Here is a 16,600-nt window from a genome sequence, read left to right on the forward strand (position 1 = left end):
ATGACCCTAAAAAAGGGTTGTGAGTTCCCTGTCACAGTTTGTTGAGTGTAGACATGCGCGGCACTGTTGTAAAATCAATTGCTTATAAAGAGTGTATGGATTTATTTGGTATTCGTTTATGAACATTAAAATCGTAGGTATTACAGCTCTGGCAATTGCGCTAGGAATGGTAAGTGGTTGTGGTGAAGATCCTGAGGAGAAGAAGTTTCGTCAAGCGTTAGTGGAGAAGGCGCTGAATGATGATGTCAGAAAGGAAGGTGTAGCATTTCTGGAATCCAACGCAAAAGAGCAAGACGTAAAAGTAACAGCGAGCGGTTTGCAATATAAAGTCATTAAAGCTGGCGAGGGTGTTAGCCCCAATATTACCGATACTGTAACTGTTCATTACGAAGGTAAAAGGGTAGATGGGCATGTATTTGATAGTTCTTACAAGCGTGGTGAGCCAAGCTCCTTTCCTTTAAATAGAGTTATTCGTGGTTGGACAGAAGGTTTAGCATTGATGAATAAAGGGGCGGTTTGGATGTTTTATATCAAGCCAGAATTAGCCTATGGCGCGACAAGCCCGAGTGTTGATATTCCTGCGAATTCAACTTTGATATTTAAAGTTGAGTTGATCGATTTTAAAGCTTCTGAGAAATAGGATTTTTAAATGACAGACTTAATTGCAGATTTACAGTTGTTCTTAGAAGCATCCCCAACGCCGTATCACGCGGTAAATGAGATGTCGCAGCGTTTGGCTGAAAATGGTTTTGTGGAACTACGCGAAGAAGATAGTTGGCAGTTGCAAGCGGGTGGCAAATATTATGTTACTCGAAATGGGTCTTCCATAATTGCTTGGTCTTTGCCGCGAGATGCTGATTTGGCAGAGTCTGGCTTGCGCATGGTGGGTGCGCATACTGATTCACCTTGTTTAAAGGTGAAGCCGGTTCCTGAGCTGAACCGTCATGGCTATCAACAGTTGGGTGTTGAGGTTTATGGTGGTGTGCTGTTAAACCCTTGGTTTGACCGGGATCTGTCTATGGCGGGTCGAGTAAGCTATAAATCCTTAAACGGTGAGCGTTGCCATGCCCTGGTTAACTTTGAGGATCCTATTGCGATTATTCCCAGTTTAGCTATTCATTTAGATCGCGAGGCAAATAAAAGCAGAACGATCAATGCGCAAACTTATTTGCCTGTTATCTTGGGGCAGGGGGATAAAGACTTTAGCTTTAAACAGATGCTTGTAGATAGATTGTCTACTGAAGGTGTTGAGGGTGTGGCTGAGGTTCTTGATTATGAAATCTCGCTGTACGATACGCAAAAGCCAGCTTTGACGGGTTTGAAGAAAGAGTATTTGTCATCAGCAAGGCTGGATAATTTGTTAAGTTGCTATATGGGCTTGGCCGCATTGTTACGATCTGATTCTGAGCAAGGGGCGCTTTTAGTCTGTAACGATCATGAAGAAGTTGGAAGTATGAGTTCTTCTGGGGCTCAGGGGCCAATGTTGAGTCAGGTATTGGAAAGGTTGTTACCTAATGTTGAGCAAAGAGTACGGATGATAAGTCGCTCTATGATGATCTCGGCAGATAATGCTCATGGTATTCATCCTAACTTTGCGGATAAGCATGATGCAAACCATGGTCCTTTAATAAATGAAGGGCCTGTGATTAAACTCAATGCGAATCAACGCTATGCCTCAAATAGTGAGACTAGTGCTATTTTTAGGGATCTTGCTCAGCAGGTGAATGTTCCAGTTCAGGCATTTGTTGTGAGAAGTGATATGGCGTGTGGTAGCACTATTGGGCCTATAACGGCTGCAGAGCTTGGTGTGAAAACGTTAGATATTGGTGTGCCGCAATTTGCGATGCACTCTATTCGAGAAATGGCAGGTGTTAAAGATGTGGAGAACCTTACTAAGGTGCTAACGCGTTTTTACACTGAAGATCGAGTCTAGGCGTGATCTGTGCGCAAACTGATGACATGCTTAAAAAAGCTGAGGAGCTGGAAGCTAAGCTAAAAAATAGTGCTATATATAAAGTATGTTACGTCTAGTTAAATGCCTGAGAGAGTATTAATACTCTCTCAGGGGATAGATCGTATTATCTATTGGCGAAGTACATTGTCACTTCAAAGCCAATTCTCAGATCGTTGTAGCTAGGTTTTGACCACTTCATCTTTTTCTCCTTGTTCATTGTTAGTCTGAGGATAGTTCCTTGCAGCCTGTAATCCCTCATTGTTTATTTCAAACGTGGTAATAGCTTTTACCTATATTCCGTTTCTGAGGTCAATTAAGAGCCAGATACAGACATTTAAGAATTTTTCCTATTTTTCTTGAAAAACTGTTTTGATACTTTACGCAAGTAGAGGGCTCTGTAGGAGTTTATACCTCTGGATACATTGGCTTGGACGCCTTCCTTTAACTTGTTCGTATCATGCAGTGAAGTACCTATATGGCAAAGCTCGTTAAAGACTACTTAGAACATAAAATAGTTTTTTATTGGCAGAGCGAAGGCTCAAAACGTGCCAGCCCAACCTTTCCTTCTCTCATTCATGCTAAAGAGTGGCTTATTAACCAGTATTTTGATTCTTATAAAGGTCCTGAAAGAAGGAAGCATAAAGTCGATAGAAGAAGCCTGCAAAAAGGTGATTTCTCTTCTAAACGTGATCCCTACACGCACGGTAGACGGATAACTGATAGGCCTATAAAGGTTGACATAAATCTAGCTGATCAGAAAATTGCTGACTTGGTACAGTACAACTGAACTTAGAATGTTTGATTCCTCACAATACTCAGGCAAACAATAAAGCTTCTCGCTGGAGCCTCCCTTCCGGACCTGAATTAGTTGGAATGGAAGGGATTTTCTATAATGCAACCAATTGCATTTGATGAGCGCTGCTGTGTGTTGTTAGCAGACCTAAGATCCCATATGACTGGTATATTCTGAAAATTTTGCTTCGCTTACCTTTGGCATGTGATTCCTAGCCATGGTGGTTAGGTGGGGATTACTTAAACTACTTAATCTTTTCCAATCTTTACCTTTACAGGTTTGTCTGACTCCCTTCTTCCTAAAGGGTTGCTTCTTGAATACTGGTCATGCTTTTGATCATGTCCCCGCCACCAGAGAGCTTCACTTGTAACTTAGAATGCTCACAACCCAGTTTCATCAGTTCATTGATCAACTGCTTCATTGCAAGTAGACCATAACGCAGAGAGCGTTCTTTATCTCTCTGTTAGCGGTTGTTGGCAGCAAAAAGTGATTTATTCCGCCGATTCCAAGTTCTCGCTCATAGATACAGGCGGATATGCAGGAGCTCAATAATCACCGGCTTATCAGATACATAGAAATCACCGGGTTCGAACTTAACCGTGTGACATTGCCAGCGGTTATCCTAATAGGGGGTGAAATAATGAAATCTTGGAAGGGGGCGTGGTAGTGCTATCGTTGTTGTATGTAGTATAAATCCTCCCGTCATGCTAAGTGCAGCTATGAAGATTGCCTGAGTTTATAGTTGAGAATCGAAGCGTATGTCCTGATTTAATCATCTCTCGTAAATGTTGTTAATTGGGGAGTGTTGATCAGAATAAAAAAATGAACCTTGTTAACTACTTAATTATTTCAATTAGCCAAGCAGAGCTACTATTCCATCAATGGCTTGGTATTTGACGGTATTAGCGACGTAAGCGTCATTTTCATTTTAGGTTAGAATCGCCGTGGATTTGAGTCAGGTCAGGTTCCAGACCGATTTTATCGGTTGGTTCTGGCATGATGACGTAGAATGATTTAGATTTTTAAATTATCTGTCCGTGGGATAGATGGAGATATTCGACTCAGTTGTAGGGTTTGTTAATGTTGTTCTTCCGCTATTTCCTTTGTCTATTCCTCTTAATGCCTTCTCTGGTTGTTGCTGCGGAAAAAGATATGGCTGAGCTGTCAGCTACATCCGATGCAAAACGCCTTGCCTATTTAGTGTCCGATGCCCGAATCCCCTTTTGGCAGATCATGGCGCGAGGGATCACTAATGCCTCCGAAAGCGCGGGTTATGATATTCAGGTTTACAGTGCTGAAAACAATTCTAAAAAAGAGCTGCAGAACACTATTGCAGCGCTGAAGAACCGGGTTGATGGCATTATTGTTTCACCTACGACTTCCTCGGCCTGCGTTACAATTCTCGCCTTTGCTAAAAAAGCAGGTATACCGGTGGTTATATCTGATATTGGTACGGATTCAGGTGAGTACCTCTCGTTCATATCTTCAGACAACTATTCTGGTGCTTATGAGATAGGTAAGTATTTAGCATTAAAAATGATTGCACTTGGTAAAGTGCAGGGTGGGGTAGGAATTATTTCCATCCCGCAGAAGCGTTTAAACGGCCAGCTAAGGACATCTGGCTTTCTCAAAGCACTTAAGGAGCATGGCGTCAGCTCTGTTGGTCTGAAACAGCAGATTGATTTCTCTTATGCTGAAACTTATAAATACAGCCAGGAACTGATCAAAGAAAACCCGGATATGGCAGCCCTATGGTTGCAGGGATCCGATCGTTATCAGGCTGCGTTGGATGCGATTGCTGATGCCGGTAAACAGGAGAAAATCCTGTTGGTAACCTTTGATGCAGAGCCTGAGTTTATCGATCTGATCCAAAAGGGTGTCCTGGTTGGCGCGGCGATGCAGCAGCCTTTCTTGATGGGGGAGAAGGCGGTTCATGCTCTACAACTCCACTTCAAGGGAGAAAAGGTGATGACTGATCAGCAATTGGAGGTTCTGTCAGTTACAGAGGCTAATATTGCCGATAAGCTGCAGGTCATTCAGCGCAATGTATTGGGATTAGAGTAGTAAGTCGTGAGTTCTCCACAACGGCCAGACCGTTCCTGCTCAATTTATGTCGTTCTAGGTGCAGCGATTATAGCTTCCGTTGTACTGATCCTTAGTTTTAGTTCGGCATACTCATATCAGGAAGAGAAGAAGCGGATCATCGAAGAGATTCATCTTAATTCCTCTCGGTTGGTCAGTTCTTTACAAGAAACACTGAGTGGCTTAATTGCATCCTATGCAGTGAATGAATACCAGACACTAGTAGCAACAGAACTGCTGCATCATGAGTCATTTGCCATCATTATAGATGATTTCAACTTGGGCGAGATAGCTGGGGAAGGTAAGTTTACTACCGGGAAAATGTTCAATAATAGTGGTCAGGTTATCGACTATGATCCCCATAGCTCACTACATAACACCCAGATTAACAATAGTTTTTATGCGGATGCTGGTGATATTCACTCCGAGGCGGGTGAGCGGATAGGTCGGGTAGCGGTTTATATCTCTGATAAACGTTTGAACGAGGAACTTACAAAAACTATAAGGTCCACAGTCGTTAATACCCTGGCGATCTCTATTTTGCTCTTTATCACCTTGTTTCTTAGCATCCGATTATTTGTCCTTCAGCCGATTGATCGGATTATCAGTGGGATTTCCCGTTCCGATGCTGATGGAATCCCTATGAAGCCTATTGCTAATAGTGGGCCTGCTGAGGTCAGAGCCTTATCTAATACGATTAATAATATGCTGGAATCTGTTCGCAGCTCTCGAGCGGAACTTAAAGAGCAGCATCAATACCTGCAGAAGATTATTAATGGTGTTGATGACCCGATTATGGTGATCAAATCGGATTACTCTGTGGATCTTATGAATAATGCTGTCCGTAAGGCCTACGATCCTGCTTTTATTGCAGATCCTACTTGCCCTAAGTGTTATGAAGTATCGCATCATCGCAACTCGCCTTGTGATGGTAATGAACACCCCTGTCCCCTTAAGCAGGTAATGGATACCGGTAATCAGACAGTAATGATTCATCGGCATGAGCTGCACGGTGAAAAACGGTTTGTTGAGCTATCCGCCACTCCGCTGCGGGATGAAAGCGGTAAGCCTGTGGGAATTATTGAGGCTGCACGCGATATTACCTCACATCTCGAAGTTCAGGATGAGCTTAGGGAGCAGAAAGATGCGCTGACCCATATTGCCCACCACGATACTCTTACCGGTTTAGCAAATCGGGTGTTGTTTAATGACCGCATGGAGCAGGCTATTGAAAAAGCCAAACGTTATGAAACTCAGCTAGCTGTTATGTTTATCGATCTCGACCATTTTAAAGAGATTAACGATTCGCTGGGGCATAAGGTGGGGGATCATGTTCTCATTTCCGTTGCTGATCGCCTCGCGGCGACCATTCGAAAAGAGGATTCCCTAGCACGGCTTGGTGGTGATGAATTTACGGTTATGATTCAGGGCTTGGTACATGGTGAAGATGCCATCATATTGGCTGAAAAGATTCATGACGCGCTACTTGAGCCCATTCATGTCGAAGGTAAGGAACTGTATATCAGCTGCAGTATCGGTATTAGTCTATTTCCCGATAATGGGGTCAGCGCAGTAGATCTGTTGCGTTGTTCCGATGCTGCTATGTACAAAGCGAAGAATGAAGGCCGGAATAACTTCCAGTTCTACAGCGAGGAGATGACCCGTCAGGCACTAGAACGGGTTTCCATGGAATCCGAATTAAGGGTGGCGCTGGCGCAGGATCAATTTGTGGTTTTTTACCAGCCTCAAATTGATATAGAGAGCCATCGAATTACTGGGATGGAAGCACTAGTAAGATGGGAGCATCCTGAGTTGGGTATGGTTCCTCCGGGGCGTTTTATCCCTATAGCAGAAGCCACAGGTCTGATTGTTGAATTGGACCGGTTAGTGATGAATAAAAGTGTTCAGCGGTTAGTTGAGTGGCAACGGGCGGGGGTGGACACCGGTACCCTAGCCATGAACCTGTCAATTATTCAGCTGCAAAACAGTGGGTTTTTGGCCTTTCTGAAGGAATTGATAAGAAATACCGGTTGTGAGCCGGAGTGGCTGGAACTGGAGATCACAGAGAGCCAAGTGATGACCAAGCCGGAAGAAAATATCCGAACCTTGAATGAAATCACCGAGCTGGGAATTAAATTGGCCCTAGATGATTTTGGTACGGGATATTCTTCGTTGGCGTATCTGAAGAGGCTGCCTATCTCAAAGCTGAAGATTGACCGCTCTTTTATTAAGGATCTGCCGGATGATGAGGATGATGTGGCGATCTCCAGTGCGGTAATTGCACTGGCACAGAGTCTACAGCTGGATATCTTGGCTGAAGGGGTAGAAACACCTGAACAGAATGAATTCCTAGCCGGATTAGGTTGTAAGAAAGTACAGGGCTATCTTTATTCTGAACCAGTAGACGCTGTAAGAATGGAGGAAATGTTAAATAGAGGAAGGTGTGCAAGTGCAATGGGTTCTAGTGCTGTGGAAGACCCAATGGTTTTATAATTAGTGAGCAAGCTGGGGGCGTTTTATTTTGCTCTTGGTTCAAAGTGTAGCCATTCTCCTAAAGGTCAGCTTCATGTTCTTTCGCTTATATGCCTTCTGTGTTTCCATAATTCTACCGGCCATAGAAGGTTGGTCTTTTGCTTCTATAATAAATTGGCTTAACAGGCACTTCTGTTCCGAATACCTTCCGAGCAGCAGCCGAACCAGATCGATTCAATCTGGATTTCAATACACGAATAGAATGTAAAGTTTTTGCAGGAATGTACATCTCAGCGATCTACGCCTTAGAAGATATAAAGGGTTTTACTTAAGTTGTTAGAGTGGAAGGGCTCAAACCTCAGTCTCCTGGTCTCAAATCAGATGTGCTACTAAGCTGAGTTGCGCTCAGTCTTTAATCTCTAATGGCTTCCCGAGTTAGGCTTGAATCAACGACTAATAGGCTAATACTCAGCAGCATCGCTTACTATGCTGTGCTAATTAGTAGGCAGAAGGTTCACTTGTGTTAGATTTATTTAAACTCTTTTATCTTTTCCTGGAAAAGGTCAATCTCTACCTTTACAGGCTTGTCCGACTCCCTTCTTCCTAAAGGGTTGCTTCTTGAATACTGGTTCTTATCCATCGAATTTCGTTTGTCGTGATTAGATCTGCGATCTACAATGCTTTTTCTGCGTTCGGGGCCTTGGTATTGAGAGAATAAGTACTTTTTCCACCATTCCTCTGCAGCTGTGATGCTGTGGAGGTGCGGGCTGCAGGGAGTGAGGGATTCGTCAGCCCAATAGAATACGATTTCGTAATTGATAAAATCTTTAACTAATTTCATTACTTGGTTTGTTTGCTTAATGCGCAGCGAGAGTGATGCGAAATGAATGCAAGCCTTAAGATTATGAAGTACCAGAATAATAGCTTATGGAATAAGTATTAGGTGGTGGATGGTGAAATACGTTTGTTGAATATAGAAAGGGGTATTTAAAGTGGTCGGAGTGGAGGGATTCGAACCCCCGACCCTCTGGTCCCAAACCAGATGCGCTACCAAGCTGCGCTACACTCCGACATTTGTCCCTAAGAAAGGGTAAGGCTTTAAAGTGGTCGGAGTGGAGGGATTCGAACCCCCGACCCTCTGGTCCCAAACCAGATGCGCTACCAAGCTGCGCTACACTCCGACTTTAGCCTTTAGATGGCTCCCTGAGCTGGACTCGAACCAGCGACCAATAGATTAACAGTCTACTGCTCTACCAACTGAGCTATCAGGGATCATCAGCTGTACATCTTTCAAAGTTGGCTCCCTGAGCTGGACTCGAACCAGCGACCAATAGATTAACAGTCTACTGCTCTACCAACTGAGCTATCAGGGATTAGCCTTGAAAGTGCGGCGTATCTTAATGACCAAGGGGTAGGGCGTCAAGGGATTTTTTGCAAAAAATTAAATGATTTTTAGGGTTGATTATTACGTAAACAATTCTGGCTGAAAATAGCTCGAATTTTGTTCAGAATAGTCGAATGTAAGCTATGTAGGGTGATTTCTTAATTTCGAATAAGTTGATCTAACTTATTAAAAACAAGAAAAAATTGGTACTTGTACCTCGGTACAATAGTTTTTGTTTGTTTGCGCCTTTATAAATGACAACAATCATCCAGAGATCTATTTTCTAAGGAATAGTAAATATGAATGTTATTGGTACAGTTTCACTTCTGATCGGAAATGTAGTTGCTGTTAAGGCAGATGGTACAGAGAGGCTTCTTACATTAGGGGAAGAGGTCTATGCAGATGAAATGATACGAGTTTCTCCTGATGCGTCGATTGAGATCGCAATGGATGCAGGCGAGCCAGTTCGACTTGATGGTGGCCAAAATTGGCTGGCTAATAGTGAAACGTACAATAACACTAATACTTTTGACTTCTCAGAAGCTACTGCTGATGTTGAATCTATTCAGGCAGCAATTTTAGCTGGTGCGGACCCTACAGCTGTATCCGAGGCAACTGCAGCAGGTGGTGATACACAAGCAGGTGGTGAAGGTAATGAAGGTTCTTCAACGGTAAATATCAGTCGTACTGCTGAAGAAGTGGATCCAAATGCAGGGTATGAAACGGTTGGTGTACAGGATTCTGTAGAGGAACAACCTGAAGAACAATTAGGTGAAGTACAGAGTACATCTACATCTACATCTACATCTACATCTACATCTACATCTACAACCTCTGCCATTGTAACTGTGACACAGGTAGATGAAGAAGGTGCAGTAGTTACCGATAATGTAGTTGAAGGCAACAGCATTACGTTCCGCTTCTCTGTAGATAACGTACCAAGTAGCAATGTTGTTCTACAAACTACACTTGGCGAAGTGACTATCGAAGCCGGTCAGCAGTTCGTTGATGTGGTAGTGGATAGCCGTGAAGATGAAGAGTACGTTCAAGGCGAAGGAGCAATTACAGCGACAGTTACAGAAGCAACAGGCGGTGGTTTTGACGACCTGTCTATTGCAGGCGCGACAAGCACAGCAACTGTAGTAGATGATAATGATGCAACATCAGTCAGCCTGACAGCGGGTCCTGATTTCAACGAAGACGGTACAACCCTGACTTACACAGTTGAGTTGGGTGCAGCGGTACGAGTTGGTGATGAAGCAGTAACGGTTAACTTCACAGATCTACTGGGCAATGCTCAGAGTATTGTGATCAGCAGTGGCACGACAGGCACCGTTGACGTGGTTATCCCTGAATCAGCTTTTGAAGATGTATATGCAGAAGATGCGGCTGATCTGACAGTAGCGACAGAAGTAAGCGTGAGTGGCGGCAGTGACTTTGAAGCACTGGGTACGCCAAGTGTAGGTACAGTCAATCTGATTGATACAGAAGATGCAACATCAGTCAGCCTGACAGCGGGTCCTGATTTCAACGAAGACGGTACAACCCTGACTTACACAGTTGAGTTGGGTGCAGCGGTACGAGTTGGTGATGAAGCAGTAACGGTTAACTTCACAGATCTACTGGGCAATGCTCAGAGTATTGTGATCAGCAGTGGTACCACAGGCACCGTTGACGTGGTTATCCCTGAATCAGCTTTTGAAGATGTATATGCAGAAGATGCGGCTGATCTGACAGTAGCGACAGAAGTAAGCGTGAGTGGCGGCAGTGACTTTGAAGCACTGGGTACGCCAAGTGTAGGTACAGTCAATCTGATTGATACAGAAGATGCAACATCAGTCAGCCTGACAGCGGGTCCTGATTTCAACGAAGACGGTACAACCCTGACTTACACAGTTGAGTTGGGTGCAGCGGTACGAGTTGGTGATGAAGCAGTAACGGTTAACTTCACAGATCTACTGGGCAATGCTCAGAGTATTGTGATCAGCAGTGGCACGACAGGCACCGTTGACGTGGTTATCCCTGAATCAGCTTTTGAAGATGTATATGCAGAAGATGCGGCTGATCTGACAGTAGCGACAGAAGTAAGCGTGAGTGGCGGCAGTGACTTTGAAGCACTGGGTACGCCAAGTGTAGGTACAGTCAATCTGATTGATACAGAAGATGCAACATCAGTCAGCCTGACAGCGGGTCCTGATTTCAACGAAGACGGTACAACCCTGACTTACACAGTTGAGTTGGGTGCAGCGGTACGAGTTGGTGATGAAGCAGTAACGGTTAACTTCACAGATCTACTGGGCAATGCTCAGAGTATTGTGATCAGCAGTGGTACCACAGGCACCGTTGACGTGGTTATCCCTGAATCAGCTTTTGAAGATGTATATGCAGAAGATGCGGCTGATCTGACAGTAGCGACAGAAGTAAGCGTGAGTGGCGGCAGTGACTTTGAAGCACTGGGTACGCCAAGTGTAGGTACAGTCAATCTGATTGATACAGAAGATGCAACATCAGTCAGCCTGACAGCGGGTCCTGATTTCAACGAAGACGGTACAACCCTGACTTACACAGTTGAGTTGGGTGCAGCGGTACGAGTTGGTGATGAAGCAGTAACGGTTAACTTCACAGATCTACTGGGCAATGCTCAGAGTATTGTGATCAGCAGTGGCACGACAGGCACCGTTGACGTGGTTATCCCTGAATCAGCTTTTGAAGATGTATATGCAGAAGATGCGGCTGATCTGATAGTAGCGACAGAAGTAAGCGTGAGTGGCGGCAGTGACTTTGAAGCACTGGGTACGCCAAGTGTAGGTACAGTCAATCTGATTGATACAGAAGATGCAACATCAGTCAGCCTGACAGCGGGTCCTGATTTCAACGAAGACGGTACAACCCTGACTTACACAGTTGAGTTGGGTGCAGCGGTACGAGTTGGTGATGAAGCAGTAACGGTTAACTTCACAGATCTACTGGGCAATGCTCAGAGTATTGTGATCAGCAGTGGCACGACAGGCACCGTTGACGTGGTTATCCCTGAGTCAGCTTTTGAAGATGTATATGCAGAAGATGCGGCTGATCTGACAGTAGCGACAGAAGTAAGCGTGAGTGGCGGCAGTGACTTTGAAGCACTGGGTACGCCAAGTGTAGGTACAGTCAATCTGATTGATACAGAAGATGCAACATCAGTCAGCCTGACAGCGGGTCCTGATTTCAACGAAGACGGTACAACCCTGACTTACACAGTTGAGTTGGGTGCAGCGGTACGAGTTGGTGATGAAGCAGTAACGGTTAACTTCACAGATCTACTGGGCAATGCTCAGAGTATTGTGATCAGCAGTGGTACCACAGGCACCGTTGACGTGGTTATCCCTGAATCAGCTTTTGAAGATGTATATGCAGAAGATGCGGCTGATCTGATAGTAGCGACAGAAGTAAGCGTGAGTGGCGGCAGTGACTTTGAAGCACTGGGTACGCCAAGTGTAGGTACAGTCAATCTGATTGATACAGAAGATGCAACATCAGTCAGCCTGACAGCGGGTCCTGATTTCAACGAAGACGGTACAACCCTGACTTACACAGTTGAGTTGGGTGCAGCGGTACGAGTTGGTGATGAAGCAGTAACGGTTAACTTCACAGATCTACTGGGCAATGCTCAGAGTATTGTGATCAGCAGTGGTACCACAGGCACCGTTGACGTGGTTATCCCTGAATCAGCTTTTGAAGATGTATATGCAGAAGATGCGGCTGATCTGATAGTAGCGACAGAAGTAAGCGTGAGTGGCGGCAGTGACTTTGAAGCACTGGGTACGCCAAGTGTAGGTACAGTCAATCTGATTGATACAGAAGATGCAACATCAGTCAGCCTGACAGCGGGTCCTGATTTCAACGAAGACGGTACAACCCTGACTTACACAGTTGAGTTGGGTGCAGCGGTACGAGTTGGTGATGAAGCAGTAACGGTTAACTTCACAGATCTACTGGGCAATGCTCAGAGTATTGTGATCAGCAGTGGCACGACAGGCACCGTTGACGTGGTTATCCCTGAATCAGCTTTTGAAGATGTATATGCAGAAGATGCGGCTGATCTGATAGTAGCGACAGAAGTAAGCGTGAGTGGCGGCAGTGACTTTGAAGCACTGGGTACGCCAAGTGTAGGTACAGTCAATCTGATTGATACAGAAGATGCAACATCAGTCAGCCTGACAGCGGGTCCTGATTTCAACGAAGACGGTACAACCCTGACTTACACAGTTGAGTTGGGTGCAGCGGTACGAGTTGGTGATGAAGCAGTAACGGTTAACTTCACAGATCTACTGGGCAATGCTCAGAGTATTGTGATCAGCAGTGGCACGACAGGCACCGTTGACGTGGTTATCCCTGAATCAGCTTTTGAAGATGTATATGCAGAAGATGCGGCTGATCTGACAGTAGCGACAGAAGTAAGCGTGAGTGGCGGCAGTGACTTTGAAGCACTGGGTACGCCAAGTGTAGGTACAGTCAATCTGATTGATACAGAAGATGCAACATCAGTCAGCCTGACAGCGGGTCCTGATTTCAACGAAGACGGTACAACCCTGACTTACACAGTTGAGTTGGGTGCAGCGGTACGAGTTGGTGATGAAGCAGTAACGGTTAACTTCACAGATCTACTGGGCAATGCTCAGAGTATTGTGATCAGCAGTGGTACCACAGGCACCGTTGACGTGGTTATCCCTGAATCAGCTTTTGAAGATGTATATGCAGAAGATGCGGCTGATCTGACAGTAGCGACAGAAGTAAGCGTGAGTGGCGGCAGTGACTTTGAAGCACTGGGTACGCCAAGTGTAGGTACAGTCAATCTGATTGATACAGAAGATGCAACATCAGTCAGCCTGACAGCGGGTCCTGATTTCAACGAAGACGGTACAACCCTGACTTACACAGTTGAGTTGGGTGCAGCGGTACGAGTTGGTGATGAAGCAGTAACGGTTAACTTCACAGATCTACTGGGCAATGCTCAGAGTATTGTGATCAGCAGTGGCACGACAGGCACCGTTGACGTGGTTATCCCTGAATCAGCTTTTGAAGATGTATATGCAGAAGATGCGGCTGATCTGACAGTAGCGACAGAAGTAAGCGTGAGTGGCGGCAGTGACTTTGAAGCACTGGGTACGCCAAGTGTAGGTACAGTCAATCTGATTGATACAGAAGATGCAACATCAGTCAGCCTGACAGCGGGTCCTGATTTCAACGAAGACGGTACAACCCTGACTTACACAGTTGAGTTGGGTGCAGCGGTACGAGTTGGTGATGAAGCAGTAACGGTTAACTTCACAGATCTACTGGGCAATGCTCAGAGTATTGTGATCAGCAGTGGTACCACAGGCACCGTTGACGTGGTTATCCCTGAATCAGCTTTTGAAGATGTATATGCAGAAGATGCGGCTGATCTGACAGTAGCGACAGAAGTAAGCGTGAGTGGCGGCAGTGACTTTGAAGCACTGGGTACGCCAAGTGTAGGTACAGTCAATCTGATTGATACAGAAGATGCAACATCAGTCAGCCTGACAGCGGGTCCTGATTTCAACGAAGACGGTACAACCCTGACTTACACAGTTGAGTTGGGTGCAGCGGTACGAGTTGGTGATGAAGCAGTAACGGTTAACTTCACAGATCTACTGGGCAATGCTCAGAGTATTGTGATCAGCAGTGGCACGACAGGCACCGTTGACGTGGTTATCCCTGAATCAGCTTTTGAAGATGTATATGCAGAAGATGCGGCTGATCTGATAGTAGCGACAGAAGTAAGCGTGAGTGGCGGCAGTGACTTTGAAGCACTGGGTACGCCAAGTGTAGGTACAGTCAATCTGACAGATAGCATAGATACAACGACCATAACTATAGGTGATCTAACTGTTCTAGAAGGTTCTAGCAGCGTTACTGTGTCTGCAACTATTAGCAGTGCTCCAAAGAATGGACCGCTAGAAGTAACGTTGAGTAACGGCGCTAAGTTAGTGTTTGCTGTTAATAGCACTACAGCAGTATCTACACCGTTTGATGTTTCAGTAATGGGGCATCTTCAGTCTGAAGGAAATGATCTGTCAATCGTTGATAGTTTAACCGGGGTAGTAAGTTCCGGTGGGGAAGAGTTTGAGGCACTTTCTATTACAGCTGGTACTTTAACGATTCTAGATGATACACCTACGTCTCTTAATCCTAGTACGGCCCATGCAATTGATTTGGCAAGTTCTCCTGATGTCGTGGGGTCGCTAAATTTCGAGGCTGGTGCTGATGGAGAAGGCAGTATTGTTTTCACTAATACTTATACTGGACAGTTAGCTACTGATCAGCAGGGCAATACCCTAAATTACGAAGGTGATGACCTGTATTTGTACACTATCAATGAAGGATCAGTCATTGTGGCATCCACCTCTGATACCGTGGATGGAATTACTGATGCAAATACAGGTTACACTTTGACGTTGAATGCTGATGGAACCTACGCTTTCCATTCCAATGGTATTATTAACAATGGTACGGCCGTTAGTTCCGCGACTATTGGAACAGTAGGTGGTGGTAACAAAGCTTGGAAAGCATTTATCGATCTGGGTGGTACACAGGAAGATGCTTTCTTGTCTACTAAAGACGGTGATAGTGTAAACACTAACAATGGTGAAATTGGCGTTAGTGATGGTAATAGTTTCAAATTTGGTGAAGGCTACAGAATAGATTTTGTTAATAATCTGACTACTACTGGTAGTGGTGGTGGTGAGACATTTGCAATTGCTGGTAGTTATAATGAAACATCGTCTTTCAGACAGATTGTCTCCAAAACGGGCAATGTAAATGGTGCCAATGTTACATTAACAGCATTCCTTATTGCTGATGCTCCAACCAGCGTATTAGGTGACTATTATGCTGATGCAACGGATGCGAGCGATACAATTACCCTATCTACAGCTGATATTAAAGTTTATGACTTGCTGGGCAATGATGTGACAAATCAGGTTACAGTCGTGCAGGCAGGCGATTCGGTTACTATCAACGGTATCCAGCAAGATTGGACCTTCGAAGTTGTATCTGATGACGTGTTTAATGCTATTCAGATTGATGCGGCAGCAGGTACTGATACGTTTAAACTGGGAGTATTTAGCTATGGCGAAGACTCAACAGGCGATCCTATTGAGCTAGATTATGATATTACAGGTACAGATGGTGATAATGATTCTGTAACTGGCACAATTGATCTAGTGTTGTACCCAGCTGCTTCTACGATAGAAGGCACAAGTTCTGGTGAGCCTATCACAGGCACAGATAATACTGATTACATCATCGCTTTTGACGGTAATGATATCATTAGTGGTCTGGGTGGTGATGACATTCTGATCGGTGGTAAGGGTGATGACAACATTAGTGGCGGCACTGGTAATGATACCTTTATCTGGACTGCCGATGATGCCAATGGAGGTACAGATACAATATCTGACTTCGCTTATAATGCAGATAGTAGTTTAGAAAATGATGTGCTTGATCTGTCTGATCTATTGTCCGACGGCTCGCATGTTATCTCTGCTGTGGACAACGGTGCTGGAAAACTTCAGTTGCAGATAACTGATGCATCTAGCTCGGATGTTGTTCAGACAATCGACTTGAGCAACGTTGTAGCTGATGCTGATACATCAGCTCAACTACAGCAGCTTCTTGATAACAACAATATCGATGATGGTATTAACTAATAATCGATAGAGTTATCAACTAGTTAAAAGCACCCTTTATGGGTGCTTTTTTGTTTTCTGAGGGAAGAGGGAAACCTGTCCATATTCAACTACGAATATAGTGGATTTAACCCTTATCCCTAGTCCAATTTTCCGCTAGAATCGGTTCCTATTACCTTATAAAAATAGAAACCTGTTCACGGGTTTAAAGACCGCGGATTAAC

At 44.7% G+C, this 16,600-nt stretch carries 9 protein-coding genes and 4 tRNA genes; 6 read left to right on the top strand and 7 right to left on the bottom strand.

Annotation, left to right across the window (positions count from 1 at the left end):
* The first annotated feature begins 118 nt into the window (after positions 1 to 118).
* Together ACMXYR_RS05645 and ACMXYR_RS05650 are read left to right on the top strand one after the other, a co-directional pair.
* Positions 119 to 640, top strand: coding sequence for an FKBP-type peptidyl-prolyl cis-trans isomerase (locus ACMXYR_RS05645; protein WP_415903232.1), 522 nt, complete (start codon positions 119 to 121; stop codon positions 638 to 640).
* A gap of 9 nt (positions 641 to 649) precedes the next feature.
* On the top strand, positions 650 to 1,933 hold the full coding sequence (locus ACMXYR_RS05650; protein WP_415903233.1) for a M18 family aminopeptidase: 1,284 nt from the start codon (positions 650 to 652) through the stop codon (positions 1,931 to 1,933).
* 145 nt (positions 1,934 to 2,078) lie between these two features.
* On the opposite strand, the gene pqqA is transcribed toward ACMXYR_RS05650, so the two are convergent.
* Positions 2,079 to 2,153, bottom strand: coding sequence for a pyrroloquinoline quinone precursor peptide PqqA (gene pqqA, locus ACMXYR_RS05655; RefSeq protein WP_297312161.1), 75 nt, complete (start codon positions 2,151 to 2,153; stop codon positions 2,079 to 2,081).
* Between the two features lie 276 nt (positions 2,154 to 2,429).
* Here pqqA and ACMXYR_RS05660 point away from each other — a divergent pair, with 276 nt between their 5' ends.
* The gene (locus ACMXYR_RS05660) at positions 2,430 to 2,741 is read left to right on the top strand and encodes a hypothetical protein (protein WP_415903234.1); all 312 of its coding nucleotides are present in this window, start codon (positions 2,430 to 2,432) and stop codon (positions 2,739 to 2,741) included.
* 304 nt (positions 2,742 to 3,045) lie between these two features.
* Here the strand turns inward: ACMXYR_RS05660 and ACMXYR_RS05665 are convergent, their stop codons facing one another.
* Entirely contained in the window at positions 3,046 to 3,168 is a 123-nt protein-coding gene (locus ACMXYR_RS05665) for a hypothetical protein (RefSeq protein WP_415903235.1), read from the bottom strand.
* A gap of 659 nt (positions 3,169 to 3,827) precedes the next feature.
* Between ACMXYR_RS05665 and ACMXYR_RS05670 the strand changes: the two genes are divergently transcribed.
* Together ACMXYR_RS05670 and ACMXYR_RS05675 are read left to right on the top strand one after the other, a co-directional pair.
* Complete coding sequence (locus ACMXYR_RS05670; RefSeq protein ID WP_415903236.1) at positions 3,828 to 4,811, top strand: substrate-binding domain-containing protein; 984 nt, start codon at positions 3,828 to 3,830, stop codon at positions 4,809 to 4,811.
* A gap of 6 nt (positions 4,812 to 4,817) precedes the next feature.
* Positions 4,818 to 7,322, top strand: coding sequence for an EAL domain-containing protein (locus ACMXYR_RS05675; RefSeq protein ID WP_415903237.1), 2,505 nt, complete (start codon positions 4,818 to 4,820; stop codon positions 7,320 to 7,322).
* 508 nt (positions 7,323 to 7,830) lie between these two features.
* Here the strand turns inward: ACMXYR_RS05675 and ACMXYR_RS05680 are convergent.
* The 5 genes from ACMXYR_RS05680 to ACMXYR_RS05700 all read right to left on the bottom strand — a co-directional run bounded on the left by ACMXYR_RS05680 (position 7,831) and on the right by ACMXYR_RS05700 (position 8,674).
* Positions 7,831 to 8,142, bottom strand: a complete 312-nt coding sequence (locus ACMXYR_RS05680) for a hypothetical protein (protein WP_415903238.1) — start codon at positions 8,140 to 8,142, stop codon at positions 7,831 to 7,833.
* Between the two features lie 152 nt (positions 8,143 to 8,294).
* Positions 8,295 to 8,371: transfer RNA gene (locus ACMXYR_RS05685), tRNA-Pro, on the bottom strand.
* Positions 8,372 to 8,405: 34 nt separating this feature from the next.
* A tRNA-Pro gene (locus tag ACMXYR_RS05690) sits at positions 8,406 to 8,482 on the bottom strand.
* A 15-nt stretch (positions 8,483 to 8,497) separates the two neighbouring features.
* Positions 8,498 to 8,573, bottom strand: a tRNA-Asn gene (locus tag ACMXYR_RS05695).
* Between the two features lie 25 nt (positions 8,574 to 8,598).
* A tRNA-Asn gene (locus ACMXYR_RS05700) sits at positions 8,599 to 8,674 on the bottom strand.
* A gap of 310 nt (positions 8,675 to 8,984) precedes the next feature.
* Between ACMXYR_RS05700 and ACMXYR_RS05705 the strand changes: the two genes are divergently transcribed.
* Entirely contained in the window at positions 8,985 to 16,397 is a 7,413-nt protein-coding gene (locus ACMXYR_RS05705; protein ID WP_415903239.1) for a retention module-containing protein, read from the top strand.
* Positions 16,398 to 16,600: the final 203 nt, after the last annotated feature.

The sequence above is a fragment of the Neptuniibacter sp. QD29_5 genome, assembly GCF_047778125.1.
In the GTDB taxonomy this organism is placed as follows: domain Bacteria; phylum Pseudomonadota; class Gammaproteobacteria; order Pseudomonadales; family Balneatricaceae; genus Neptuniibacter.